Here is a 25,511-nt window from a genome sequence, read left to right as displayed (position 1 = left end):
ATTAAACATTTAAAGTTGCTTGACCTGGTTTCCAGTTTGCTGGGCAAAGTCCACCAGTTTGAAGAGCTTGAAGAACACGAATTACTTCATCAACTTCACGGCCGATGTTGTTATGATGTACAACTTGGTACATTAATTCACCTTCTGGACTAATGATAAATAAACCACGAAGTGCAATACCTTCCTCTTCAAGTAATACACCGTAATCACGAGATACTACATGGTTCGTATCAGCAGCTAGAGGGTATTTTAATTCACCTAAACCGTTTTCCGTGCGGTCAGTGTTAATCCAAGCTAAGTGAGTATGGATTGTATCAGTAGATACACCAATTACTTCCGCATCTAAATCTTCGAACTCATCATAACGATCTGAAAGTGCGATAATTTCTGTTGGACATACGAAAGTGAAATCCATTGGATAGAAGAAAAGTACTGTCCATTTGTCCTGTTTCATAACTTCTTCAAGACTTACTTTACCAAATTCTTTGTTTGGCATAACAGCGTCCATTTCAAAGCGTGGAGCTTGTTTTGCTACCATACGTTCTGCCATATGTATCAACCTCCATAATTTTTTATCATATATGTCCACTCTTGTAGTATATAAGAGAGATGAGTTTGCAGTCATTTTCATTTAAAAATCACTAACAACTTGTCCCTCCATCTACCATTATAAAGTATTGTGTTAGAATTACAAAAAAAATGCATTATATATTACAATCCTTTAAATCAAAAAAGAACAGGTTTAAACCCTGTTCCCTTTCCAACTTATATATTGGTTTAAAAAAGCAATGGTCTGTTCAATTGCTTCTTCTTTCGGCTGTAATTTTGCATGATGTAAACCATATTCAGAATCTACACCGAGCCAGAACATAAAACCTGGAATTTCACGAAGCATATATCCAAAATCTTCTCCCGTCATTGCCTCTGTACATGTAATAACATTCATATCAGTGTGTTCTGACGCAAATCCCATAAACTCTCGTGTCAATGCTTCATGGTTATATACTTGATGATACATTGCTCCGTAATCGATAACAGCTTCACATTGAAATGCAGCTTCAATCCCTGCAACAATTGCTTCAATTCTACCTTTCACTCGTTTCATTGATTCTACAGATAAAGTTCGAATCGTCCCTTCTAAACGAGACTTTTCTGCAATGATATTTTGAACTGTACCTCCTGTAATTTTACCAATTGTAATAACTGCACTATCAAGTGGATTTACATTACGGCTAATTACCGATTGGAGCTGTGTAACAAGATGACTTGCCGCAACAATCATATCATTTGCAGTATGTGGATATGCTGCATGTCCACCTTTTCCTTTTAAATCGATATATAGTTCTGATGTATTTGCAAATAGCAATCCTTCTTTTGTTGCGATTGTTCCTACTGGGTACTCAGGTGCGATATGAAGACCAAGAATCATATCTGGTTTCCATTCCTTTAATTCTTCACTTTCTAACATAGGAAGTGCTCCACCTGGGCCTTCTTCAGCTGGTTGGAATAGAAAAACAAGATCATCATCTATTCTTTCATTTACAACAGCTGTTAGAAGTCCTAAACCAATTGTAGTATGAAAATCATGACCACATGCATGCATCATGCCTTCATGCACAGAAGCAAATTCATATCCTGTTTCCTCTGGAATTAGTAAGCCATCAATATCTGCACGATAGCCAATTGTTTTTTCTGATTTTTTCCCATTTACTTTAACGATAACACCTGTTTTCCATGTTTTCACTTCAAGATATTCACTAGGAAGAGTCCCGATATAATTTAAAATATATTGTTGTGTTTTCCACTCTTGAAAACCTAACTCTGGAATTTTATGTAAGTCTCTACGAATTTGTACAAATTTACCGACTGTCATGTCTCCACCACCATTTATAAAAAGCGTAAGAGCTTATTTGCCCTTACGCTTTCGTTCTTTATTTTTCTGGGTTTAATTGACGAAGTTCTTGTTTAATTTCTGTTTTCGCTTTTGTCTTCTCATCAATTTCTTTAATAACACGTGCTGGTGTTCCTGCAACTACTGTATATGGTGGTACATCTTCTGTCACAATCGCTCCTGCTGCAACAACTGCACCCTTACCAACTGTTACTCCTTCTAGAACAACTACGTTTGCACCAATTACAACATCGTCTTCAACGATAACTGGTTTTGCAGAAGGTGGCTCGATAACACCTGCAAGTACAGCACCAGCACCAACGTGACAGTTTTTACCTACTGTAGCACGTCCACCAAGCACTGCATTCATATCGATCATTGAACCTTCACCGATTACTGCACCGATATTAATCGTTGCATTCATCATAATAACTGCATTATCACCAATTTCAACATGGTCACGGATAATTGCACCTGGCTCAATACGAGCTTTAATGCCTTTTAAATCAAGCATTGGAATCGCAGAATTACGACGGTCGTTTTCGACAACATAATCTACAACATACTTTTTATTTTCTTCAAGAACTGCCTTGATTTCAGACCATTCTCCAAATAAAACACCAGCTTTTTTGTTTACAAATGCTTGTACCGTTTCAGGGAATGTTACTTCTTTTAAATCCCCTTTTATGTATACCTTTACAGGAGTTTTCTTCTCACTTTTTTGAATAAACGAAATAATTTCGTTTGCATCCATCATTTTCATGCTTGTTGCCTCCTAAATCCATTTATAATGTTACTCTACCAAACGAAAGAGCTACTAGCAAGACAATAATCTTATTTTTCCATTTGAATTTCTTCTATAATATCCAAAAACGCTTGTACTTGTTTCAATTGCCTTGCAGAATCACTTGTCAATAACCACGTTTCTCGAGTCAATTGAACAGGTGTTTTATACGTCTTTTCTCTCACTTCTTTTAAAACAGTAGAAGGCAGCAGTGCATAACCAATTCCATTTAAAACGAGTTGCTTACATGTTTCAATTTGGTCAACTACAATTGTTCGTTTAGGTGGATTAGAAAATAAACCATACCACCAATTCTGGATTTGTCCATAGTATGTCGAATCACTTTTAAATTGTATAAACGGTCTGTTTGTATCTTTCAGCATAGAAATATCTTTAATTTCCGTGTCAACTAAATACAACTCATCCTCAAACAATTGCTCTTTATGCCCTTTATATTCTTGTTTCCCTCTCAATATAGCTACATGCACATCCCCTTCATAAAAGTGCTTTTGCACCTCACTACTCCACCCTGTAAAAAGAGAAACTTTAACAAATGGATATTTTTGTACAAACCTCTTTAAAACAGGTGGTAACCAATATTGGCCAATCACAGATGCCACAGCTATCTTTAATGTTCCATATGTTTCTGTACGATAGATTGCTAATTCACTTTTTATTGCCTCTTCTCTTTGCAACATATCTTTTGCATATTTGGCCACTTTTTCCCCTTCTGGTGTTATCGTCAATCCTTTTTGAGAACGAATAAAAAATTTCATTCCCCACTGTTTTTCCATTGATTGTAATCGTTGACTGAGTGCAGGCTGTGAAACGAATAGGCGCTCCGCAGCTTTTCTCATATTGGATTCCTGTGCTAAAACAACCATCATTTGAAAATCATCAATTTGCAACTTTCTCCCTCTTTCCTCATCTTACATGTAACTTTAATATATACGTTGCACTATTCTCTAACATGCATTATTTCATTTTTATTTTCAAAAAGCTCAGATGAATCGGCATTTTCACCTAACCTTTTATACCTGTTTACTCCAGTTATTATATAAAAGCGAAAATTTAATCAGCGGAGGTGGCTTCATCTCCCGCTCATTATTAGCCTCCGCCTCTCTCGCTTCTCTCTTAAAGGTTGGTGGTCTTACTAAACACGAATAACCGGATACAGTGAAACTTTAATCAGTGGGGTTCTTCATCCCCACTGATTATTAGCCTTAACCAATCGGGCTTTTACGGGCAGCCCGTCTCCCACCTAACTTCTTTGCTTTTGCTGAGTTTTAAGGTGGGAGTCTTACTGCCTGTTAATGCGGGATAAAATGAAAAGAGACGCATGGTAAAAAAGCGACTTCTTTTTCATTACGAAGTCGCTTACCCTTCTTTATCGATTATATTGTCTCACTTTTTTATTCAGCAATTTTAAAATAGCACGCCTTGTCAAAATCCCCTCAAAGTACCCATCATTATTTACAGCACAAATAAATGGATGATCAATTGTCATTTCTAATGCTTTAGCAAATGAATCCTCAAGTCCAAGATGCGGAATGTCTTTTTTCATTACATTCTCCACTTTCATATCTTCCAGCTTTTCAAATTCAATGCGTTCTAACCCTAAAATACCGTCCAAAATCATCGCAGTACTTATTAATCCATGCAATTTATACATTGGATCTAAAACAGGAATCGCAGAATATCCCGACTTTACAAGAACAAGCAAAGCATGTTCTAAGCTATTTCCAATTTGAACATGCGCGACTTTTTCTGATGAAATCATTAAATCCTTAACAAGAACTTGTTGAAACTCATCTTTTGGAATACTAATCATATTATATCCCCCACTTTTTCTCCCTTTTTTCCTGCTAACATGATCTCCATTCGACAATCCATAAGGCTTACTGTTTAGAGTTAATCATATCCACGAGTAAAAGTTTCACTTTATTTCCCATTTCTATTCACATCTTATGATAGCGTTTTCATATTATTATTTTGTCCTTATTTATTCCAACAAAAATAATGATACACAGTTCATTCTACCATAGAACACAAAAAAAAGACTACCTTTCTGGTAGCACTTAGTATCCTTCATTTTTTAATCGATTAAATAACCTTGTAATTCTTCTATACTGGGAAATATCAGCTTTTTTTAAGCCATTTTCAATATCTGTAAGCTCAACAGCTAGAATTTCACTAGCATAATTTTGGCGAAATAAAATATCTAACAACAAGCTTTTTTCTTCTGTTGTTAAAGTAATTTCCTTCTGCATATACCCCTCTCCTTATGCTTATGCTTTTTCTTATTATTTATTATATAAAATATTCGTTTAATTTAATAGATGAAAGATTCAGTTTTTTTATTTTGTATAGCGATTTGCATAACTAAAAGCTGCATAAGCATCAGGTTTAATTTTTGCAGTTAGTCCCATTGCTTTAACCTTTGCTGTCATATCTGAAATGAACTCTTTTGTTAATCCATCATTTCCAATATCTAAGTGAATTTCCATTACAAATCCAGCTCCTTCATGAGCATATGGATGTAAAATCTCCCATATACGCCTTATATGTTCCGGTGTAAACAAACAGGCAACTTCTTGACTAAATTGTGTTTCTAAATATATTTTTTCACGTAAGGTCGGTGGCTTTTTATGTACTGCTTTATGTTTCAAACATCCCCATGCTCCTTTTCCAACACGATGAATATGCACTGCTGTAATAAAACGGGTATCTTTTTGATGCGCTTGTGAATCTGTTCCAATAGATAAGCGGTATAAATTTCGGGGATCCCTTTCAATAAAAGTGCAAATGCGTGAGAAAACTGTTTCAAAATCCATATGCCTCTCTGATACATTATAAAATCGATACTCACCGTCCATATAGTCACGTCCCTTCAATTAGACAGACTTTTTGCATTCTCATTGTATGGGACAAAAGAACAAAATATGACTTTATTATCCTTTACTCGTTTCTATATTTCGGATGGAATACTTACATGCTGGACAAATATAAATTACATTTTGATTAGACTGCGCTGTTAATACTTGATCCATTTCAAATGACATATGACATTTTGGACAAACAACAATTGGTAATCGCTCCACATTCCACATTCCTTTCTAACTTTTAATACCAGTGTAGGAAGATCAAAAAAATCTTATACATATAAAGTGAAACTTTAATCATCCCCCAGCAATCGTTTTTTTCTTATCGTTATCTCCCCATATCTTCTTCAATTCCTTATCCTCTTACTATTAGTTATTATAATAACCAAAAAAGGCACCGCTTCTCGCGGTACCTTTTTTGTATGTATCAAGAAATAATATCGTAAATTTCAATTGCAACCATGTCAATGTTATCGAATTGATATACTTGTGGCTTTTCGCCTTGTTGATACACTTCTAACTCATACATTTCACTTTTATCAAAAAATTTCACGCTACATTTACGTTCACCGTTCACTTCAAAATAGCGTTGTGCTACTTCACCGCTTTCAGCTTGTTCTTGTAGACTAACAAGTCGAGTTAAAATTCCTTGGAGTAGAGACATGAAATCTCCCCTTTCTCTAATCTTCCTACCAATAGGTTTTACAGCTATACTCATTCTATCCGTCATAACAGAAAAAATGTTCCACACTCTAGGATAAAGCTTCTTGGCAAGAAACTCAACTAAAATTTGTCGAAAAAAGAAGTAAAAAGCAGAAAGAAAATCTTTATCTTCCTTTATTGCGGTTTTTATAGCTGCGGAATATAATAAAAAGCAGAAAAAGAGGAGGATTTAATAATGAAAAAAGTAGAGGTTTATACACAACCAGATTGCCCACCCTGCACCATTGTAAAAGAGTTTTTAAAGCACAATAACATAACATACGAAGAATTTGATGTCAAAAAGGATGCTTCTGCTCGCAACCGTCTTTTATATGACTATAACTCATACTCAACTCCAACTGTTGTCATTGATGGAGAAGTTGTCTCTGGTTTTCAAATTGAAAAATTACAACAATTACTAAATTTAGAAGAGGAATAGGTACCCTTTACCTATTCCTCTTCTTTCAACTCCTGTAATTTTTGCATTTCTGTCAAAAGTTGCTGACTCTCATGATAACCAGCTAATTTCCATTTCCCTTCTTCCTTTTGCAATGTAATAATTTGATATTGTTCATTTTTCATCCGTTCATATACATATAAAAGTCTATGTTCTTCACCATATGCTAATTTTGTTTGAGAAGTAAAAGAAAAAGGAGCTTCTTTTGTAGGGAGTAAATATTCGCCACTTTGTTTATCACCATTACTATTTTCATCCGTAAAAACTTGAAGAAAGTTATTTGTAAAATAAGGTGATAATGCATCATACATTTTACTCATCGATAAATGCTTCCCACGAATTGAAAATTGTGCCTCATATCCCTTTTGAATCGTTGTAAATACTTCTTTTCGATCCACTTTTATTTCTTCTTTACCAAGAACCGTTGTCACACTATACCCAACTAGAAAGGCAACACACAGAAATAGAACAAACCAAATTCCATATTTTCTCATTCTTTCACCTTCCTTTAACAGAGCTTGTCTTTGTAGTATTCATTGTAACAATGATTATGCAAAGAAAGGGATGGTTTCGTTCGTAAAATCTTTACAATGATAGACAGCATTTTTGCCATCTTTTTCACTATTACCAATTTATGATAAAAACAAACAAAAAAAATGCACGAATTGCTCCGTGCATTAAAATAAAACATCTTCTTCATATAAAAATTCATAGGACAAATCAATAAATAAAAAATGCTCGTCATCAATTGGAAAGGAAAATGTTCGTACCATCTCTCCTGTTTCTATATCTGCATATAAGTCAGAGAGTCTTGCTTTATTTTCAAATCTCATTTTCATTATATTTTCTAAAAAATATGGGCGCCAGCTCCAATTTTTCATATAATACTCTGGCATAACAATCCATTCACCATCTTTTTTCATAATATTTCCCGATTGCTGGAAGCCGTCTTCATTACAAATAAAGATTCGAAAACTATAATGTGATACATGTTGACTAAAATGTAACAACCAATCATTAACGTCTTCATTCTTTTTCTGCTTAGATAAAACATTCCCAATTTGATCACGCAATGTTTCTGTCAATTGATAAATTTTTTGTAGTTTTTTCTTTTCATGCTGGATAAATTGATGACACTCATTACCAAGACGTTCTTTTAAAATATCCGCTTCAATAAAGTCTGGTAAACACTCTTTTAAATAATTTCCTTGATAATATCTTCCGCCATTTTTCCAAGCGTATTGCAACTGATAAAAAGCATCAATCTCTTCATATAATAATGTCGCACCAATTCTTCTTGCTAATAACGACAAGGAATATAAAATATCTTGATAAGATTGTAAGAGTGCAGTTTGTCTTAAATTCGTTAAATCCACCTTTAAAATATCCGGTGCTAGTACACTAATCCGTTCCAGATTACTCGTACCTGTTCCCACTTTGTTAATGGAAATTTGAATACCATATGTACGGTAATACATCAGTAAATGATTAAATTGTTCTATATCTTCCTTGCACTCGTGCTCTGTTATTTCTAAAACGATACGTCCTAAATTTAATCCTTTTTTTTCATACATTAACAATAAATGAAGTAAACTTTCATCTTCATCATTCATTAATATGTTTGCATTACGATGTATAAACAATAAAAAATTTTGATTTGTTTCCAAATAGCGTTCTAATGCTTTTTCTACTATGACATTATCTGCCTCTAGTTGGAATTCACCCGGAATGGAATCATCATGAAAAAAAGAAGAAAGACTTTGTATCCCTTCTTCCGTTTGGATACGCCCTACTACCTCATATCCAATTACTGTATGCTCATCAGCACTAAAAATAGCTTGATAATAAGGAAGGACTTTATCCAAATTACTCATTACATCTAATGCATCTATCAAAATGTTTCCCTCCCTTTACTTTTCAAAAATTATAACATGATATGTATAGAAAAATAATAAAAAATCCCTTCAGTTTTCCTGAAGGGATTAGAGGGGTAAAATGCTAAGGGGAATTAGCAATTCTACTATGAAGAAAAAAGAGGTCTTAAATATACCTTATATAAAACCTATTGTAAATACCTTTCTTTCATATGTCACAAATTCGTCACATTTTACCTCGCATAAATGGGGGTTTAATCCCTACGTTTCACTTTATATAATCCCCTTTAAAACGGATACTGATGTAAATGCTGTCCACCATCCATTGTCATACATGTCCCATTTATGTATGCAGCCTCATCAGAGCATAGATAAAAAGCTAAGCCTGCTATTTCTTCTGGTGTACCAAGCCGCCCAAGTGGAACACTTTGCAATGTACGCTTAGCTGCCTCTTCTGAAATCCATAATTTATCCGCCCCGCCTGTTCGTTCGATTGGTCCAGGAGCAATTGCATTAACGCGAATGCCATATTTACGCCCCCACTCAACAGCAAGTGTTTTCGTCATTGCTAATACACCCGCTTTCGCAGCTGCAGAATGAATGACACCAGGTCCTGCATCCCATGCATATGTCGCTACCATATTAATGATATTTCCTTTTATCCCTTTCTCAATCCAATACTTCCCTACTGCTTGGCTGCAATAAAATGTTCCATTTAATACAATATTAATAACTGCATTCCAACCATTAACAGATAAATCTTCTGCAGGACAAACGAAATTTCCTGCTGCATTATTAACTAAAATATCAATACGTCCAAATTTTTCATCAATATATTCAATCATACGACTTATATCCTCAATATTACGAACATCCATTTGTACCGTCAATACTTGCCCTGAAAATTGCTCAATCTCTTTTTTTGTTTCTTCAAGTTTTTCCTGCGTACGTCCCGTAATAACAACGCGTGCTCCTTCCTTCGCAAAACGAGTTGCCATTCCTTTTCCCATTCCACTTGAACCACCAGTTATAATCACTACTTTTTCTTTCAAATATATCCCCTCCCAAAAAATGAATGCACATTCATTTTACCACTTTATTTAATAGAAATCTTTATATTTTTAAACTTTTCTGATATCTTTATATACAATCCCTTTTTTTCATAATAACCATTCTCTTAACTCTAGACTATTCTACTAAATCGTATTTTCACTAGATGACAAGGTTAATCGACTCAATTATACTTCTTTAAGAAGAGATAAAAAGAAAGGAGAGCTGTTGTGGCCTACACCACATTCATATAATACTTATCCCACTTTTTTTATTATATAGGCCCATTCATATTTCTATGAAACAAATAACAAGAAGAAATTTTATAAAAAACGGAATACGATCTTGTTTCTATACCTGTATTACGGCTAGTATCGGTTATTACTATGCAAAGTATATTGAACCGTACTGTCTTTCTTTGACTCATCATACACTGAGCTCTCCACTCATTCCACCAAACTTTCATGGTATGAAAATTGTTCAATTTAGTGATTTACATTTAGGATACTATTTTTCTCTCCAACACCTTTCTACAATCGTTTCAAAAATAAATAAGACTGCACCCGATATTGTTCTTTTTACTGGTGATCTAATCGATGACTACCAAACATATAGTGAAATTCCTTTTGTTTCTTCAATTTTACGAAACATCCGTGCACCCTTTGGTAAATTTGCAATCTATGGAAATCACGATCATGGTGGGTATGGAACCGAATACTATAGTCAAATTATGAGTAATGCAGGTTTTGAAGTATTACAAAATACCGAAAAACGTATTCGCTTATTAGATAATAGCGAGATTTCTATTTTTGGAATCGATGACATGCTTCTTGGTAAACCAGAAATCGACGTAACACTACAACATGTGCAGAAAGAACTATATACTATAGTACTCGTACATGAACCTGATATAGCACCTAAAATTGCTAACTTTCCAGTGAATCTCCAGCTTTCTGGACATAGCCATGGTGGACAAGTACAACTTCCCTTTTTAGGTGCAATCGTTACCCCAGCACTAGCAAAACATTACATCGAAGGTTTTTATCATATCCAAGAATTACTTCTTTATGTAAATCGCGGCCTTGGAAGAACGCGTGTTCCTTTTCGTTTTTTGTCCATCCCTGAAATTACAGTATTTACTCTCCAGCACTTGTAACCTATAATTGCCTATTTTCTTATATATCCTTTCTTGTACTCGCTCATCCATGCTTTTTCACCATATGATAACAATGAGTCCAATAAAGGAGGTTTTTTTATGTACCCATATCCTCAGCCCTATCTAGTTCGTTCAGGACCTATTGGCCCAGTAAGTGACTCACGCTTCTTACCATTCTTCGGCGTTCCATTCTTAGCAGGACTTGCTGGCGGCTTAATTGGCGGAGCATTAGCATTTGGTCCTAGACCACCTTACTACCCTCCATACCCACCGCCATATCCGCCAACGCCGTTTCCTTGTTACGGAGGTCCGTGCCAGCCGTATTATTATTAATATAAACAAAAACTATGAAAAAGCCTCTTTATTTAGTAAGAGGCTTTTTTCGTCGTATTCTCATGATCTTGAATTCAGGAGTTTACTTGTTCTCAAATTATTAAACTTAACTATTGCATATATAAATTCATTTTAATTTGTTGGCACATCAGTCACTGCTAGGAAACTCAAAGAGGACTTCCACTCATTTTCCCCCTTTTTTTCCCTTAGCATGGGACTAAAAAAGAATCGGGCCGCTTCTATGTATGGACGAATCCTCTCTCCCAACTAAAAAATATGGTTTTATATCATTTTTGAATTTACACATTACTCCGCATCTGTATTTTGATAAGCCATCTTAAATAACTTCACTTGGCTATCAATTTCTTGTGAACCATTATTTATTACATAATAGTATTCACCATCTTTATTTTGTTCACGTGTTTTTACATTATCCGCTAAAATAAGCTGCAAAATTGCTTTGATTCGTGCTTTCATTTCAAATCCTAAAATTGGAAATGAAATTTCTACCCGTTTTTCCATGTTCCTTGTCATCCAATCGGCTGAAGATAAGTACACTTTTTCATCCCCATTGTGATGAAAATAATAAATACGGCTATGTTCTAAATAACGTCCAACAAGGCTGATCACACGAATATTTTCACTTATATTTTTAATACCAGGCCGCAAGCAGCACGTTCCTCTAACGATAAGCTCTATTGTTACTCCAGCTTGTGATGCCTCATATAATTTTTGAATTAACGGTTTATCTGTTAATGAGTTCATCTTTGCCACAATATGTCCATTTCCATATTGTTTATGATAACGAACTTCTTCATCGATCAATTCCATAAATTGATGACGTATATCAAACGGTGCTACTGACAAGTAATGAAAATGTGGCTTTGTTGTATAACCACTCAAGTAATTAAAGAAATTTGTCGCATCTACCCCGAAATCCTTTCGGGATGTAATATAGCCAAAATCTGTATATAATTTTGCTGTCGCATCATTATAATTTCCTGTCCCTAAATGTACGAATCTTTCGATTTTTCCGTGTTTTCTTCTTACAACCAGGGTAATTTTACTATGTGTTTTCAAATGACTTACACCATAAATAACGTGGCAACCGGCTTGTTCGAGTTCCTTCGCCCAATGGACGTTATTTTCTTCATCAAAACGTGCTTTTAATTCAACAAGTACTGTTACTTGTTTTCCCTTCTCCGCTGCAGTCTTTAACGCCTGAATAATCGGCGAATCCCCGCTTACGCGGTATAACGTCTGTTTTATTGCTAGTACATTGGAATCATCTGCCGCATCACGTACAAAATCAATAACTGGCTGAAATGATTCAAATGGATGATGTAGTAAAATATCATGCTCTATCGCTTTTTCAAATATATCTTCTTCATCATCTAAATCTTGAGGTGGCTGCGGTATAAGAGCTGGATAAACAAGATGCTCATATAAAGGTGCTAATTTTTTATATAAGGAGAATAAGCATGTTAGGTCTAATGGTCCATCCATCATATATACATCTTCATCTTTCACTTCTAACACTTCATACAATAAAGCTAAAACTCTTTCATCCACATGCTCTTTACCAATTTCTAAACGAACAGCCGCTCCCCATTTACGTTTCTTTAACTCTTTTTCAATCACTTTTAATAAATCTCGTGCACCCTCTTCATGAATTGTTAAATCCGCATTACGTGTAATACGAAAACGAGTAACAGAGGATACTTTGTATCCTGTAAATAATTTATGAGTAAAGCTACTAATTACGTCTTCTAATAAAATAAATTTATGTTTTTGGTCTTCACTCGGTAAAAAAATAAAACGTTCGAGCAATGATGGCACTTGAACGATTCCAAGCTTTGTTCGATTCTCTTCCTCTGTTTGTTTTCCATCATACAAAATAGTAGCCAAGTTTAAGCTTTTATTTAACAACATAGGAAACGGGCGATACGCATCTATTGCCACGGGGGTTAACACAGGGAAAATTTGTTCATCAAAATACTCTTCAATAAATTCACGTTGTTCTTTCGTTAAATCTTGAAACGTTAACGGCTCGATACCTTCCATTTCAAGCGCTGGCAATATAGCATTTTTAAATGTATTATACTGAACTGTCATCAATTCATGAGCTTTTGTAGCAATTTTATTTAGCTGCTGTTTCGGTGTTAAACCAGCTTTATTTTCTGGTTGATTAAAACCCGCTTTTACTTGATCTTTTAATCCTGCAACACGTACCATAAAAAATTCATCCAAATTTGAACTAAAAATACTAATAAACTTTAATCTTTCCAAAAGTGGATTACTTTCATCTTGTGCCTCTTGCAAAACACGTTCATTAAAAGCAAGCCAACTTAATTCACGATTATTATAGTAAGCTGTATCATTGAATTTTACAGGATTCTCCTTCATCAATTCCATTTTCTCACACTTCCCTTTGAAACTTTTTCAATATAATTTAATTACATTTATTGTATCAAATCCCAAATTATTTAAGTGTAAATTTTTTGTAAAGACATCCGTACAACTTAATATTCCCCTTCAAACAAGAGTTGAATGTTCATCTTCAATACTTTTTCAAGTTGTTTTTTTTGCTTTTCAGCCTGCACTTTTTCCGCTAAAGCCGATTGTTCACACACAATATGAAAGACAAGCCCCTCTTTATTTTTCTTCACTTCAATCTTTTCAATCAGTGCTCTTTGCCTCACATTTAAAGCGGCAGAAAATTGCAAAATTACTCCTAACAAACGAATCTTTTTCTGTTCATTTTTATCAAACCACCCTTCAAATGGTTCCAAATGCTGTTTAAATAACATTTTCGACTTATAAGATGCGATGAGTGCAAGTTTAATACGCTCTTTATGCATCATGCCGTCAATTGTTTTGTTCGCTAATAAATAGAATGTATGTAGACGACTTGCTTCTGCATCTATGTATTTTCCAATATTAAACACTTTTGCAGCTTGATAAAATATACACCAATCTTTTTCTGAAAAAGATATAATTCCAGACTCTTCTAACTGTTTGCAAATTAACGTTCCGTACTTGATAAGTTGAACAACAAATTTCATATCCATTTCATATTCATAGGACAATAAATGTAAACTCTCCTCTATCACATTTGGATAATAAGAAACACCTAAATTTTTTGTAAGTTCCTCATAAAAAACACCTTCTCGTAACCCTTTCCGACTTAATACAAAGGACGGAGCTTGTATGATATTTGTTAGCATATAAAATACTTCTACCGCTGGAATAATTGTATCCGCCCGATCTTTTGCTAACCCATCCAATTTTTGTAATTCTACAAAAGAAAGACTTTCTAATTCCTCTTTTACACCTCGTATATCCGCTTCTTTCATTTTATATAAATGTAAACCTGCTATTGGATAAGAAATTATATTTTGATGAATCTTCACCATATTCCGAGCACTTCCACCTATCGCAATAAGAGGTAACCTTTTTGCCTTTAACCAAGGTAACGTTTCAAATTGATACCATAAATATCTTCTTAACTCTTCTAATTCTTCTGCAGTTGGTGTCTCATGATGAATAAATTGTTGTTTTAAAGAAAGTGCTCCAAAAGGAAAGCTATAATATTCTATAATTTCTCGATCACGAAAATATGTAACCTCTGTACTTCCTCCACCAATGTCGACAGTAATTCCTTCCGTAAAAGAAGTTGAATTCATCACAGCTAAATAACCATAACGTGCTTCTTCATATTCAGATAATACCCTAAGTACAAAATCAGTTTTTCCTTCTACAAGCTTTTTTATTTCTTCTTGGTTTTTTGCTTGTCTAATAGTTGCTGTCGCAACGCATAACACATTATGTAATCCATGAAACCTTGTGCTTTCTTGAAATTGAAGCAATGTTTGCAAAAGTGTATTCATTCCTTCTTCTATTAGCATACCATCTATTAGATAATTTCTTAACCGTGCCACAACTTTTGTATTTTCAATTTCCTTATAAAAGCCCCCATTTTGTTTTTCATAAATCACCAATCGCATCGTATTTGAACCAATATCAATAATGGCATATTGCTGTTTCAATATATCTTTCACAATTCTCACTCTTTCGTCATCAAATTTCTAGAAAACGTTCCTATCACTATTATACAAAATAGTTGTTTTTTGTAACAATATTGCATTAATATTGAAAATATATACAATCATTTTTTGCATATAATAAAAACTATTTTTATTTATGCTATAATATTGAAAAACTAGAAAGGGGTCCCACTATGAAACCTTCACAACCACAGTCTCAGTCATACAAGCAACATTCTATCGATCGATTGGCTCAATCTATTTTCATTGTGAACCGGCATGCCAAAGCTGCTACAAATCCTAAATATTTATATTGGTTGAAAAAGATTGCTTTGGAGCGTTTGATTAATGAAAAGAAAGCAATAAAAGAAGGGTTGCATTTCTCTAGAAATCCGCGTTTTAGTCAGCAACAATCAGATGTTCTCGTTCGATTAGGTGACTACTTTTTTCATATTCCTCCTACAAAAGATGATTTCAGTAATCTCCCGCATCTCGGTAGCCTCGAATCTTCCTATAGAAACCCAAAAACAACTCTTTCTTTAGCAATAGCGAAAAAAACACTTCAAGACTACATTGGGCCGGAAGCACTAAAACAAGAAAAAAAATTAAGCGAACCGATTCCTTGGTATCGTCGTACGTACACAAAAAAATAAAGCAGGTTTGGCCATAACGGCCAACCTGCTTTATTTTTTCTCTTCTTTTATTTTAATGTTCGCTTGTTTATAAAATGCTACTTTTTCTGTATTATATGATTTTGTATATTCATTAAACTTATCTTTTTCAGCATCAATATTTTTATAAGATTCGTTCACCGTTTTTACTTTATCACTAATATCTTTTAATTTTGCTCCTTTATCTTGAAGCATTGTAAATAATTCTTTTTCTAACTTTAAAGATTTACTATAGTTATCATACATCTTCTTAAAAGACTCATGTCGTTTTTCATATGTATTTTTCACTTTATCTGCTTGTTCTTTTAATTTACCATTCTCGATTTTTTTCACATATTTTTCAACTGATTTTACTTCTTCTTGTGCTTTGTTCAATGCTTCTTTCTCTTTATCGATTACTTTTCCACGTTCTGCTGTATTTTTCATTGCTTGATCTAACTTCTCTTTCACAACTTGATTATTATCTTTTCCTTCTTGCACAATTTGATCATATAATGTTTGACCTTCTTTTTCTAATGTCTCTAATTTTTTTGCTTCTTCAAACATCGGCTTTTCTTGTTTCGCAGCATTTTCAAATGCTACATATAATTCCTCTTCTGGTTTTGGTCCGAAACAACCAGCTAATAATGTCATAGATAAAACTGCTACAATTGCTATTTTATTATATTTCAACTTCTTTTCCCCCTACAATCTTTTCTTGTCCATTTTACACAGTGTAAAGGTTTACTTGCAACAATTTACAAATATTCTTTTTATTTCCCCAAAAGGAAAAGTGTAGAGATTGTTCCCCTACACTTTTTAAATGAAAAACCATTGTGCAAAAATGTATTGACACATCCATCACAATTATATGATGTTTATATCTATTTTTAAAGACTTTTGTTACAAGATACTGTTTTTTTGTAACAAAAGAGAAAAATTTGTTACGAAAATCCTCTTTTACACTACTATATGCCTCTATAACAATAATGTTTTTTTGCAAAACAAAAAATGGACGTTCTTATCATCCATTTCTTCTTACAACTTGTATTCATCTTCTTTTCTATTTCATATATATAGTATATAGCCATTATCGAAAGGAGAAGAAAATGCTACAAAGAGAAAACATTTCAGACATCCTTCGTTTTTTAGCCGGATTTCTCTTATCATTAAAACTATTATTTGAATCGTTCGGGCTTTCATTTATTACAAATGACCAAATTGATGCAATCATAAATGTTGGTTCTTTCTTATTTATTTTATACTTTGGATATAAAAATAACTATGTAGGAAAAAAAGGCCTGGAACAAAAAGAATTACTAAAGAAGCATAACCTTCAATAAAAGAGGAACCCATGTCCGGGTTCCTCTTTTATTGTATCAACATCACTTCGTTTGTTTGTAGTGGCCCATATAATTGACCTTTCTGCTGGAACGTGTATGTAGCACGTAATGAAATACTGGACGGGATTGGTATACGTGATGCTTTTACCTGACAGGTTAATTGAGCCTTTTCACCTGATAGTAATTCATCAATACGCCATCTTACAAGTTGAAATAAAAACTCTCCCTTTCCTTTTTGTATTTGTAATGTGTTGGGGATATATGCAAAATGGTCCCGAATCATATGACTAACGATCACATGAGAAACCCCTTCACTTCCTATGTTTTCAACTTCTAATTGAATAAAAAGAATTTCATGTACATCATAAACAACTTTTTGTGAAAAACACTTCTCTTTTTGACTGCGAATTTGTAATGTTACTGCTACATTTGGATTAGATTGTTTGCTCGTAACTTCTTTCGAACCACCTTCCATCCACATAACAGGCTGTAAAGACAAAGGGAACACTTCTTTACCCATACTTATTTCCCACATTTTCACAATAACAATTCACCTCATTCCAGATGTTATTATCTGTACAAATTTATTCTGCTCTCTTCAATAATAAAACACCATTCTCCAATTCGTTCCCTTTAAAGCACCCTCCCATTTTCTTCCAATAAAAAATATAAATCTTCACCATTTTTTATCTTTCTTCTTTATCTTATTCGACAACGCGATTAAAAAACCATTTTAAATAGCTATACACCATGTCATCCACTAACTTCCTTTTGTTTCTTCGATATTAAAAGCTATAAAGTGAAACCTTAATCAGTCGAGGCTCCATCCCCTACTAATTATTAGCCCTCACCAATCGAACTTTTACGAACCGTTTATCTCCCACCTAACTTCTATGCTTTCCTTGAATGTCGAGCTGAGGATCTTACTTCCCACAAATAGATGGAGTAAGTAAAAAAATTTGCCTTTTAGTCAAATTTGACTATAATATGATTTATACTTTCTATCTCTTTATGGCACTTTATATAAAAGGAATAATGAAATCATAGTCGTACATAAAGACATATTAAAGCGAGAGCCACTATCTTAAAGAGCAGTGAATCTTATATAAAAGGAGGGGTATGTTTGCAAGAACAAACATCTCAAAACAAAGTAAGTAAAACAAAATTTGTTGTTGCTGGATTGTTACTTGGTATTTTAATGGCAGCAATGGACAATACAATCGTTGCCACTGCCATGGCAACAATTGTTGGAGATCTAGGAGGATTTGACAAATTTGTTTGGGTCACATCAGCTTATATGGTAGCAACAATGGCAGGAATGCCGATTTTCGGAAAGCTTTCGGATATGTATGGTCGTAAACGTTTTTATATCGGCGGATTACTTCTCTTCTTAGTCGGCTCTATTCTTTGTGGTACAGCAACAAGCATTGAACAGCTAAGTATTTATAGAGCAATTCAAGGGGTTGGTGGCGGTGCCCTCATGCCAATTGCCTTCACAATCATGTATGATATATTCCCACCAGAAAAACGCGGGAAAATGACCGGATTATTCGGAGCAGTTTTTGGAACATCAAGCGTATTCGGCCCTTTATTAGGTGCTTATATTACTGATTATATAAGTTGGCACTGGGTCTTTTATATCAATATTCCATTAGGTCTTATTTCTTTCTTCTTCATTTCCAAGTACTACAAAGAATCTCTACAATATAAAAAACAAAAAATTGATTGGGCTGGTGCTATTACACTTGTAATAAGCATTGTTTGCTTAATGTTTGCACTAGAACTTGGTGGTAAGGAATACGCATGGAATTCCAATATGATTCTTGGATTATTTGCTACTTTTGCTATTATGCTCATTATCTTTGTCTTTGTAGAAAAACGAGCTACAGAACCGATTATTTCTTTCCATTTATTTAAAAAGCAGTTATTTGCAGCAAGTCAAGGTGTTGCCTTTTTCTATGGAGCAGCTTTTATTATTTGCACAGTTTATATTCCAATCTTTGTCCAAGGCGTCCTTGGTGGCTCAGCATCAAATGCCGGATTAATTTTAACACCGATGATGGTTGGTTCTGTAATTGGAAGCCAAACAGGTGGACAATTCGCTTCACGAACAAGTTACCGTAACATTATGGTCGTGTCAGGCATTTTCTTTGTACTTGGTATCTATTTACTCAGCACCTTAACAATGGAAACACCCCGCGTACTCGTAACACTCTTTATGATTCTTGCTGGACTTGGAGTCGGCTTCTCTTTCTCTGTTTTAAGTATGTCTTCCATTCATAACTTAGAAATGAGAGACCGGGGTTCTGCCACATCCACAAACTCATTCTTCCGTTCTCTCGGTATGACGCTTGGTGTAACAATTTTTGGTACGATTCAAAACCATATTTTCACTGACAAATTAAAAACTGTTTTTCCTCCAGAGTTAGCAAAGATGGCACCCAAAGGTGGGGATACAAGCTTTTTATTATCACCGCATGCCACTGAAAAGATCCCACCTCAAATATTGGGTGGAATTAAACAAGCACTTGCGACATCTATTGCTGATACATTTTTCTGGGCGCTTATCCCAGCTATTCTAAGTATTATCTGCATTACAATGATGGGTAAAGAACGTCTCTTAACTGGAACAATGAAAAAACAAAAACAAGTAAGTTAATATATGACAAAATGAAACGGTATATCTCTTTATCGAAAGAGATATACCGTTTATACTATGTATAAAGTTTATATTACAGGAGTTGAGACAGCATGAGTATGAAACTAGTCATTCTCGGTTTACTACTCGAAGGAGATAAACATCCATATGAAGTGCAGCACACAATGAAAGAACGGCAAATGGATTGTTATATTAAATATGCAAAAGGCTCCCTCTACTACGCTTTTGAACAATTAGAAAAGCAAGGGGCAATTGCAATTACAAACGTAGTACGAGATACCAATCGACCAGATAAGACTATTTTTCATATAACTAAAACAGGAATAGAACTTTTCCATACACTGCTTTTAAAACAATTTGAAGCAAAAAACCAAATATATAAACCAATCTATTCAGCACTATCTTTCGCTCATTTTGGTGATGAAAAAACACTCATTCCTATTTTAGAAAAAAAGAGGGATGACACGATTCAATATTTACATACAATGCAAACCATATACAAACATAGCAAAGAAAATGTTCCACGTGCACAACTTTATATTTTAAAAAGTGTTATTGAACATATTACCGTTGAATTACGTTGGTTAAATGAGCTACATAAGGATGCAAGCGCTGGATGTCTTTCTGAAATTGGAATGGATATATAGTAAAACTTCTATACCTGGATGCTTTTCTTCCCACTGCTCGTAAGAATTCTCATTAATCAAGTTCTTACGAGCAGTTTTTCTCTATTTTTGTTCTTATCTACTTTCTAATCAAGAAACATTCGTCTTCTTGTTTTCTTTTAACACTCACCTCATATTTTCTCGTTATTCTTGGATGCGAGTTAATGATGAAAAACATCTTTCTTTATTATTTTTTCAATTTTAGTAACTTTATTTTTCTGAATAATAAGAATTAAAAACTTTAAAATATTCTTATTTCAAAACAGTAGACAAAATTTTAAAAATTGTGTTAGAATTTGTTTCAATATCATATTCGCTTGTTAAATTCCTTTCATAAAGGAAAATAGGTACACGGAGTTTCTTATTTCGTGTTTAAAAGGGAAGTTTGGTGAAATTCCAACGCGGTCCCGCCACTGTAAGTGCAAAGACTTCTTTTCTATACCACTGTGAAAACGGGAAGGTGAAAGAAATCGTATAAAGCATAAGTCAGGAGACCTGCCTATTTTAACAACACTGATAGACTCACGGATGATGATTAGGTGTTATGAACGAGGAGAAAGGGCTATTTTCTGTACCTTTATACTTTTCGTTACATGCATTTCCGAGTAAACGGAAATGCTTACTTTCAATTAGGGAGGAAATTTAAATGGCAATTCAAACAAGTAGTTTAGGATATCCACGTATTGGATTACACCGAGAATGGAAAAAAACGTTGGAAGCTTTTTGGTCAAATAAGATTGATGAGCAACAATTTTCAACAACAATGAAAGAGCTTCGTCTGCAACATGTTAAAGTTCAACAAGAAAAAGGAATCGATTTAATTCCAATTGGCGACTTTACATATTATGATCATGTGCTGGACACAGCCTACATGCTCGGCTTTATTCCATCACGTTTTTCTGAGTTCTCTTCTTATCTTGATGTATACTTCGCAATGGCACGAGGCTCTAAAGATCACGTTGCTTCCGAAATGACAAAATGGTTTAACACGAATTATCATTATATTGTTCCTGAATATGAAGAAGGATTAGATATTTCTTTAAAAGACAATCGACCTCTTCGCTTATATGAAGAAGCAAAACAAGAGCTAGGAATCGATGGGAAACCAGTTATATTAGGGCCGTATACATTCTTAAAATTAGCAAAAGGATATAAAGAGAATCAATTTGCAACAATCTTACAACAACTAGTTGCTCCTTATGTACAACTATTAACTGAATTACATGAAGCTGGCGCACGCTTCGTACAAATTGACGAACCAATCTTTGCATCTTTAACAAAAGAAGAAATCGTGGAAGCAAAAAAACTTTATGAAACAATTCGTAAAGAAGTTCCACATTTATCTCTTATTCTACAAACTTATTTTGATAGCGTAGAAGAAAACTATGAAGAGATTATTACCTTCCCTGTATCCGGCATTGGATTGGACTTTGTTCACGGTAAAGAAGGTAATGTAAAAGCTATTTTAGAGCATGGTTTCCCAACAGATAAAATTTTAGCTGTTGGTTGTATAGATGGCCGCAACATTTGGAGAGCTGATCTCGATGAAGTCCTTTCTTTATTTAAAACATTAAAGGGTCGTGTTACACCGAAAGATTGGATTGTTCAACCTTCTTGTAGTTTACTACACACTCCAATTGACAAAACAGAAGAAACACATTTATCAAAAGAACTTTTTGATGCTCTTGCATTTGCAAACCAAAAGTTAGAAGAACTTACAGTAATTAAACGTGCACTTTCTGAAGGTGCAGAAAGTGTTAGTACTGAATTAACTACTTACCGTACTGCTCATGAGACTATACGTTCTTCAGCTGCACGTAATCGTGAAGATGTGAAAGCAGCACGAGCAGCTCTTAAAGAAGAAGACTTTTCTCGTCCTCTTCCATTCGAACAACGCTATGCACTGCAACAAGAAGCATTACAATTACCACTACTTCCAACAACAACAATCGGTAGCTTCCCACAAACTACTGAAGTTCGTCAAACGCGTAAACAATGGCGAAGTGGTGATATTACAAACGAACAATATGAACAATTTATCGAAAAAGAAACTGAGAAGTGGATTCGTCATCAAGAAAATATTGGTCTTGATGTACTTGTACATGGTGAATTTGAAAGAACGGATATGGTGGAATATTTTGGCGAACGACTTGCTGGATTCTCTTTCACTAAGAACGGTTGGGTACAATCGTACGGCTCTCGTTGTGTAAAACCACCTGTAATCTATGGTGATGTTGCCTTTATTGATGGGATGACAATTAAGGAAACTGCATATGCACAAAGCCTTACAGATAAAGTTGTAAAAGGTATGTTAACAGGTCCTGTAACAATTCTAAATTGGTCATTCGTACGAAATGATATTTCACGAAAAGAAGTTTCTTATCAAATTGCATTAGCACTTCGCCATGAAATCGAATTACTTGAATCTTCCGGTATTCGTGTTATTCAAGTCGACGAGCCAGCGCTCCGAGAAGGTATGCCACTAAAAGAAAAAGATTGGGACGCATATATTACATGGGCTGTTCATTCATTCCTTTTAGCAACTTCTTCTGTAGCGAACGAAACACAAATTCATACACATATGTGCTACAGCAACTTTGAAGATATCGTTGATGCAATTCGCGCATTAGACGCTGATGTTATTTCTATCGAAACATCAAGAAGCCATGGTGAATTCATTCATACATTAGAACATACAACATATGAAAAAGGAATCGGTTTAGGAGTTTATGATATTCATAGCCCTCGCGTTCCAAGTAAAAATGAAATGTATACAATTGTAGAACAATCCTTAAAAGTATGTGATCCAAAATACTTCTGGATTAACCCAGATTGTGGTTTAAAAACAAGAAGAACAGAAGAAGTTATCCCTGCTTTAGAGCATATGGTTCAAGCAGCTAAAGAGGCTCGTTCTCTTCTAAAAACAAACGCATAATTAAAAAGAAGATGTCTTTTTGAGACATCTTCTTTTAATACTATACATTTTCAACTAGCTTTCTTCTCAATTCGCATCAGTGATACCCTATAAAAATGATAAAAGACCCAAGCGACATTCAAGTGCTAATCATAAACTCGTACAAATAAAAAGCCACATTGCAGTGGCTTTTTCATTCTTTCTCTTCGAAAAACAATTCATACCGAACCTTGTACAGCTCATTATCTGTCGGTTCTTCAAGCGGGATTGCTTGCATCACTAACATATATTCACCTTGCGGAATAGAAATATGTAATTTACTTGAAAGAATGCTGCTTATAAAAACACCCTCACTACCTACAGTAAATGGTGCTGATACCGTTCTCACTATACCTTCTTTCTCAGTATGCGTTCCAATAGTCGCTTTGATTTCACATGTATAATCAGAAATCGCCTCAAAAATAATTACACCTTCTGTTTCGACATATCCTCTCTCAAAATCTTCATTCGTCCAGTCTACATAAGGCTGTTCTCCATCATAATTCATCACAATTAATTGTGAATAAGAAATTGTTAATTCCATATATACCATTCCCTTCAATCACTGATTAGAATAGCTTTCTACTACTTCACTATAAACTTCACGCGCGTACCATCTGGATACTTATCTAGTTTATTCCCAACCCACGAACCTGCACCTCTATTATCGGCTGGACTAATATATTCAATATGTGCACCTTTTCCACCTTCTTTACACATCGCCATTGGCCATTCATCACGATCATACCCTTTTTTCGCTGGATATGGAGCTAGAGACAACTTTCTTCTATCAGCTGCACCACTTCGATCAATCGTACACACTTTAGAATGTCCTTCTTTCATCGCATCTGCAATATGTTTTCCTGTCTCGGGATAGCGTTCTTTTGGAAATTCTAGAACTTGATCATATGTAACTTCTTTCTGGTTCTTTGGTTCCTCTAGTATAAACGCTTCATAAACAGCAACCAAAATAGAAAGAATTGCAATAATCGAAATAATAATGCCTTTTAATTGTTTCATATATGTACCTCCGTTTTTGACCCAATTTCTTTTTCCAGGCTATTATAACAAACTTTCTCGATACATGTTTTCAGACATTATTTTATCCCTTCCTCTCCCTTACGCCAAAAATATTCATTTTTATGCAACTTTTCGCTAATCATGTAGAAAACTTCTGGGCTTCCGACATTCTTTTTCAAAGGAAGTCCAAATAAAAGATGGAATTTGTATATACGATACTTTTTGGGGAGGAAATGTTATGGAGGCGACATATAAAACGAAAGATGTTACAAATAAAACAGGAATCCCGAAACATATAGTTCGAAAATATAGTCAACTTTTAGAAGAACATGGGTATATAATCACAAAAACCGCTGATGCTCGTATATATAAAATGGATGATATGAAGCTTTTAAAATCCATCCATGAACGAGCAGCTACACTGCAAGAAGACATCACAGAAACAATTCCTATCATTTTAAAAGAAAAAGAAAATCCACCTGTGCCGGTGATAAAGAAAAATCAAGAAGTTCAATCAAAAGAAGAAGGTCGAAACTTTGAAGAATTCATGCTAAAGCTTGAGATGCTTGCGCAATTAAACGAAGCAATTATTCATCAAAACTCAACTTTAATTACTCAGAATCGCTTAAAAGATGAAAAACTAGATGAATTAATGCAACAAGTCTATGTAAAAGAAGGAACACAGGAAGAAATGCTACAAAAACTTATTGATCACGCTGCCCAAACAGATGCCCTGCAAAAAGAAAAAATGGATTTATTGATGAATCATATGTATAAGCGTGAATCAAAACAAGAAGAAAAAATGAACAAGCTTGTCAATCAAGTTTACACGAAAGACAACAATCGAGATGCACAACTTATGCAAGTCATTCGTGAAATTCAAGAGACAAAACGACTAATCGCCGCCTCAAAAGAGCAAAGTTTATTTCAATCATTTAAAAATTTATTTGTTCGAGTTAAACCAGAAAAAACAAATGAATAAAGTAAAACCTTCATCGCTCGCTTTTCATCATCCAAGGTAGAAGTTTTACAGACCTTTCACTTTC

At 34.4% G+C, this 25,511-nt stretch carries 27 protein-coding genes and 1 riboswitch; of the genes, 9 read left to right on the top strand and 18 right to left on the bottom strand.

Translation table 11 applies throughout. The features are described 5' to 3' along the window. Position 1: 1 nt before the first annotated feature. The 9 genes from KFD70_RS13620 to KFD70_RS13580 form a co-directional block, all read right to left on the bottom strand. The gene (locus tag KFD70_RS13620) at positions 2-550 is read right to left on the bottom strand and encodes a peroxiredoxin (protein ID WP_336452120.1); all 549 of its coding nucleotides are present in this window, start codon (positions 548-550) and stop codon (positions 2-4) included. Positions 551-742: 192 nt separating this feature from the next. Continuing rightward, positions 743-1,873 (bottom strand): N-acetyldiaminopimelate deacetylase, encoded by a 1,131-nt coding sequence (locus KFD70_RS13615; RefSeq protein WP_336452121.1) that lies wholly within the window; start codon positions 1,871-1,873, stop codon positions 743-745. Positions 1,874-1,931: 58 nt separating this feature from the next. Further along, complete coding sequence (gene dapD, locus KFD70_RS13610) at positions 1,932-2,654, bottom strand: 2,3,4,5-tetrahydropyridine-2,6-dicarboxylate N-acetyltransferase (protein WP_174099237.1); 723 nt, start codon at positions 2,652-2,654, stop codon at positions 1,932-1,934. Between the two features lie 71 nt (positions 2,655-2,725). Further along, positions 2,726-3,583, bottom strand: coding sequence for a transcriptional regulator CcpC (ccpC, locus tag KFD70_RS13605; RefSeq protein ID WP_420792344.1), 858 nt, complete (start codon positions 3,581-3,583; stop codon positions 2,726-2,728). A gap of 479 nt (positions 3,584-4,062) precedes the next feature. Next, positions 4,063-4,506 carry a cyclic-di-AMP-binding protein CbpB gene (cbpB, locus tag KFD70_RS13600; protein ID WP_336452122.1) on the bottom strand — a complete coding sequence of 148 codons (444 nt, stop codon included), beginning with the start codon at positions 4,504-4,506 and terminating at the stop codon, positions 4,063-4,065. Between the two features lie 247 nt (positions 4,507-4,753). Next, positions 4,754-4,945 carry an antirepressor AbbA gene (abbA, locus tag KFD70_RS13595; protein WP_336452123.1) on the bottom strand — a complete coding sequence of 64 codons (192 nt, stop codon included), beginning with the start codon at positions 4,943-4,945 and terminating at the stop codon, positions 4,754-4,756. A gap of 87 nt (positions 4,946-5,032) precedes the next feature. Further along, on the bottom strand, positions 5,033-5,551 hold the full coding sequence (locus KFD70_RS13590; protein WP_336452124.1) for a ribonuclease H-like YkuK family protein: 519 nt from the start codon (positions 5,549-5,551) through the stop codon (positions 5,033-5,035). 75 nt (positions 5,552-5,626) lie between these two features. Continuing rightward, positions 5,627-5,776 (bottom strand): hypothetical protein, encoded by a 150-nt coding sequence (locus tag KFD70_RS13585; RefSeq protein WP_174099232.1) that lies wholly within the window; start codon positions 5,774-5,776, stop codon positions 5,627-5,629. 208 nt (positions 5,777-5,984) lie between these two features. Continuing rightward, a complete protein-coding gene (locus KFD70_RS13580) occupies positions 5,985-6,221 on the bottom strand; it encodes a YkuJ family protein (protein WP_000055151.1) in 237 nt (78 codons plus the stop codon). 234 nt (positions 6,222-6,455) lie between these two features. Between KFD70_RS13580 and KFD70_RS13575 the strand changes: the two genes are divergently transcribed. Continuing rightward, the gene (locus KFD70_RS13575) at positions 6,456-6,698 is read left to right on the top strand and encodes a glutaredoxin family protein (protein WP_336452125.1); all 243 of its coding nucleotides are present in this window, start codon (positions 6,456-6,458) and stop codon (positions 6,696-6,698) included. Positions 6,699-6,709: 11 nt separating this feature from the next. Here KFD70_RS13575 and KFD70_RS13570 read toward each other — a convergent pair whose 3' ends face one another. The 3 genes from KFD70_RS13570 to fadH form a co-directional block, all read right to left on the bottom strand. Then, the gene (locus KFD70_RS13570; protein ID WP_336452126.1) at positions 6,710-7,210 is read right to left on the bottom strand and encodes a DUF3993 domain-containing protein; all 501 of its coding nucleotides are present in this window, start codon (positions 7,208-7,210) and stop codon (positions 6,710-6,712) included. Positions 7,211-7,393: 183 nt separating this feature from the next. Beyond that, positions 7,394-8,611 carry an EAL domain-containing protein gene (locus tag KFD70_RS13565; RefSeq protein ID WP_336452127.1) on the bottom strand — a complete coding sequence of 406 codons (1,218 nt, stop codon included), beginning with the start codon at positions 8,609-8,611 and terminating at the stop codon, positions 7,394-7,396. Positions 8,612-8,877: 266 nt separating this feature from the next. Further along, positions 8,878-9,642 carry a 2,4-dienoyl-CoA reductase gene (gene fadH / locus KFD70_RS13560; protein ID WP_336452128.1) on the bottom strand — a complete coding sequence of 255 codons (765 nt, stop codon included), beginning with the start codon at positions 9,640-9,642 and terminating at the stop codon, positions 8,878-8,880. Between the two features lie 296 nt (positions 9,643-9,938). Between fadH and KFD70_RS13555 the strand changes: the two genes are divergently transcribed. Together KFD70_RS13555 and KFD70_RS13550 are read left to right on the top strand one after the other, a co-directional pair. Continuing rightward, complete coding sequence (locus tag KFD70_RS13555; RefSeq protein WP_336452129.1) at positions 9,939-10,796, top strand: metallophosphoesterase; 858 nt, start codon at positions 9,939-9,941, stop codon at positions 10,794-10,796. A 99-nt stretch (positions 10,797-10,895) separates the two neighbouring features. Beyond that, positions 10,896-11,129 (top strand): hypothetical protein, encoded by a 234-nt coding sequence (locus tag KFD70_RS13550; protein WP_174099227.1) that lies wholly within the window; start codon positions 10,896-10,898, stop codon positions 11,127-11,129. A 306-nt stretch (positions 11,130-11,435) separates the two neighbouring features. Here the strand turns inward: KFD70_RS13550 and KFD70_RS13545 are convergent, their stop codons facing one another. Together KFD70_RS13545 and KFD70_RS13540 are read right to left on the bottom strand one after the other, a co-directional pair. Beyond that, the gene (locus tag KFD70_RS13545; RefSeq protein WP_336452130.1) at positions 11,436-13,544 is read right to left on the bottom strand and encodes an RNA degradosome polyphosphate kinase; all 2,109 of its coding nucleotides are present in this window, start codon (positions 13,542-13,544) and stop codon (positions 11,436-11,438) included. A gap of 107 nt (positions 13,545-13,651) precedes the next feature. Continuing rightward, positions 13,652-15,190 (bottom strand): Ppx/GppA family phosphatase, encoded by a 1,539-nt coding sequence (locus KFD70_RS13540; RefSeq protein WP_336452131.1) that lies wholly within the window; start codon positions 15,188-15,190, stop codon positions 13,652-13,654. 179 nt (positions 15,191-15,369) lie between these two features. Here KFD70_RS13540 and KFD70_RS13535 point away from each other — a divergent pair, with 179 nt between their 5' ends. After that, positions 15,370-15,828, top strand: a complete 459-nt coding sequence (locus KFD70_RS13535) for a YkyB family protein (RefSeq protein WP_336452132.1) — start codon at positions 15,370-15,372, stop codon at positions 15,826-15,828. Between the two features lie 30 nt (positions 15,829-15,858). Here KFD70_RS13535 and KFD70_RS13530 read toward each other — a convergent pair whose 3' ends face one another. After that, positions 15,859-16,479, bottom strand: coding sequence for a YkyA family protein (locus tag KFD70_RS13530; protein ID WP_336452218.1), 621 nt, complete (start codon positions 16,477-16,479; stop codon positions 15,859-15,861). Positions 16,480-16,934: 455 nt separating this feature from the next. On the opposite strand from KFD70_RS13530, the gene KFD70_RS13525 reads away from it, so the two are divergent. Further along, positions 16,935-17,168, top strand: a complete 234-nt coding sequence (locus KFD70_RS13525) for a phage holin (protein WP_336452133.1) — start codon at positions 16,935-16,937, stop codon at positions 17,166-17,168. Between the two features lie 28 nt (positions 17,169-17,196). Here the strand turns inward: KFD70_RS13525 and KFD70_RS13520 are convergent, their stop codons facing one another. Further along, positions 17,197-17,709 carry a hypothetical protein gene (locus KFD70_RS13520; RefSeq protein WP_336452134.1) on the bottom strand — a complete coding sequence of 171 codons (513 nt, stop codon included), beginning with the start codon at positions 17,707-17,709 and terminating at the stop codon, positions 17,197-17,199. A 582-nt stretch (positions 17,710-18,291) separates the two neighbouring features. Between KFD70_RS13520 and KFD70_RS13515 the strand changes: the two genes are divergently transcribed. The 3 genes from KFD70_RS13515 (at position 18,292) to metE (ending at position 23,427) form a co-directional block, all read left to right on the top strand. Next, on the top strand, positions 18,292-19,827 hold the full coding sequence (locus KFD70_RS13515; protein WP_336452135.1) for an MDR family MFS transporter: 1,536 nt from the start codon (positions 18,292-18,294) through the stop codon (positions 19,825-19,827). A 92-nt stretch (positions 19,828-19,919) separates the two neighbouring features. Further along, positions 19,920-20,474 (top strand): PadR family transcriptional regulator, encoded by a 555-nt coding sequence (locus KFD70_RS13510; protein ID WP_336452136.1) that lies wholly within the window; start codon positions 19,920-19,922, stop codon positions 20,472-20,474. Between the two features lie 346 nt (positions 20,475-20,820). After that, positions 20,821-21,009: riboswitch (cobalamin riboswitch) on the top strand. A 129-nt stretch (positions 21,010-21,138) separates the two neighbouring features. After that, positions 21,139-23,427 carry a 5-methyltetrahydropteroyltriglutamate--homocysteine S-methyltransferase gene (metE, locus tag KFD70_RS13505; RefSeq protein ID WP_336452137.1) on the top strand — a complete coding sequence of 763 codons (2,289 nt, stop codon included), beginning with the start codon at positions 21,139-21,141 and terminating at the stop codon, positions 23,425-23,427. A 172-nt stretch (positions 23,428-23,599) separates the two neighbouring features. On the opposite strand, the gene comJ is transcribed toward metE, so the two are convergent. Together comJ and nucA are read right to left on the bottom strand one after the other, a co-directional pair. Next, positions 23,600-23,989, bottom strand: a complete 390-nt coding sequence (comJ, locus tag KFD70_RS13500; protein WP_336452138.1) for a competence protein ComJ — start codon at positions 23,987-23,989, stop codon at positions 23,600-23,602. A gap of 41 nt (positions 23,990-24,030) precedes the next feature. Continuing rightward, entirely contained in the window at positions 24,031-24,465 is a 435-nt protein-coding gene (nucA, locus tag KFD70_RS13495) for a DNA-entry nuclease (protein ID WP_336452139.1), read from the bottom strand. A 238-nt stretch (positions 24,466-24,703) separates the two neighbouring features. On the opposite strand from nucA, the gene KFD70_RS13490 reads away from it, so the two are divergent. Beyond that, the gene (locus KFD70_RS13490; protein WP_336452140.1) at positions 24,704-25,447 is read left to right on the top strand and encodes a DUF3967 domain-containing protein; all 744 of its coding nucleotides are present in this window, start codon (positions 24,704-24,706) and stop codon (positions 25,445-25,447) included. The last annotated feature ends 64 nt before the right edge of the window (positions 25,448-25,511 follow it).

Origin of the sequence: Bacillus pfraonensis, from assembly GCF_050768835.1 — a bacterium.
GTDB classification, from domain to species: Bacteria; Bacillota; Bacilli; order Bacillales; family Bacillaceae_G; genus Bacillus_A; species Bacillus_A pfraonensis.
This window is presented reverse-complemented; position numbering and strand designations above follow the sequence as displayed.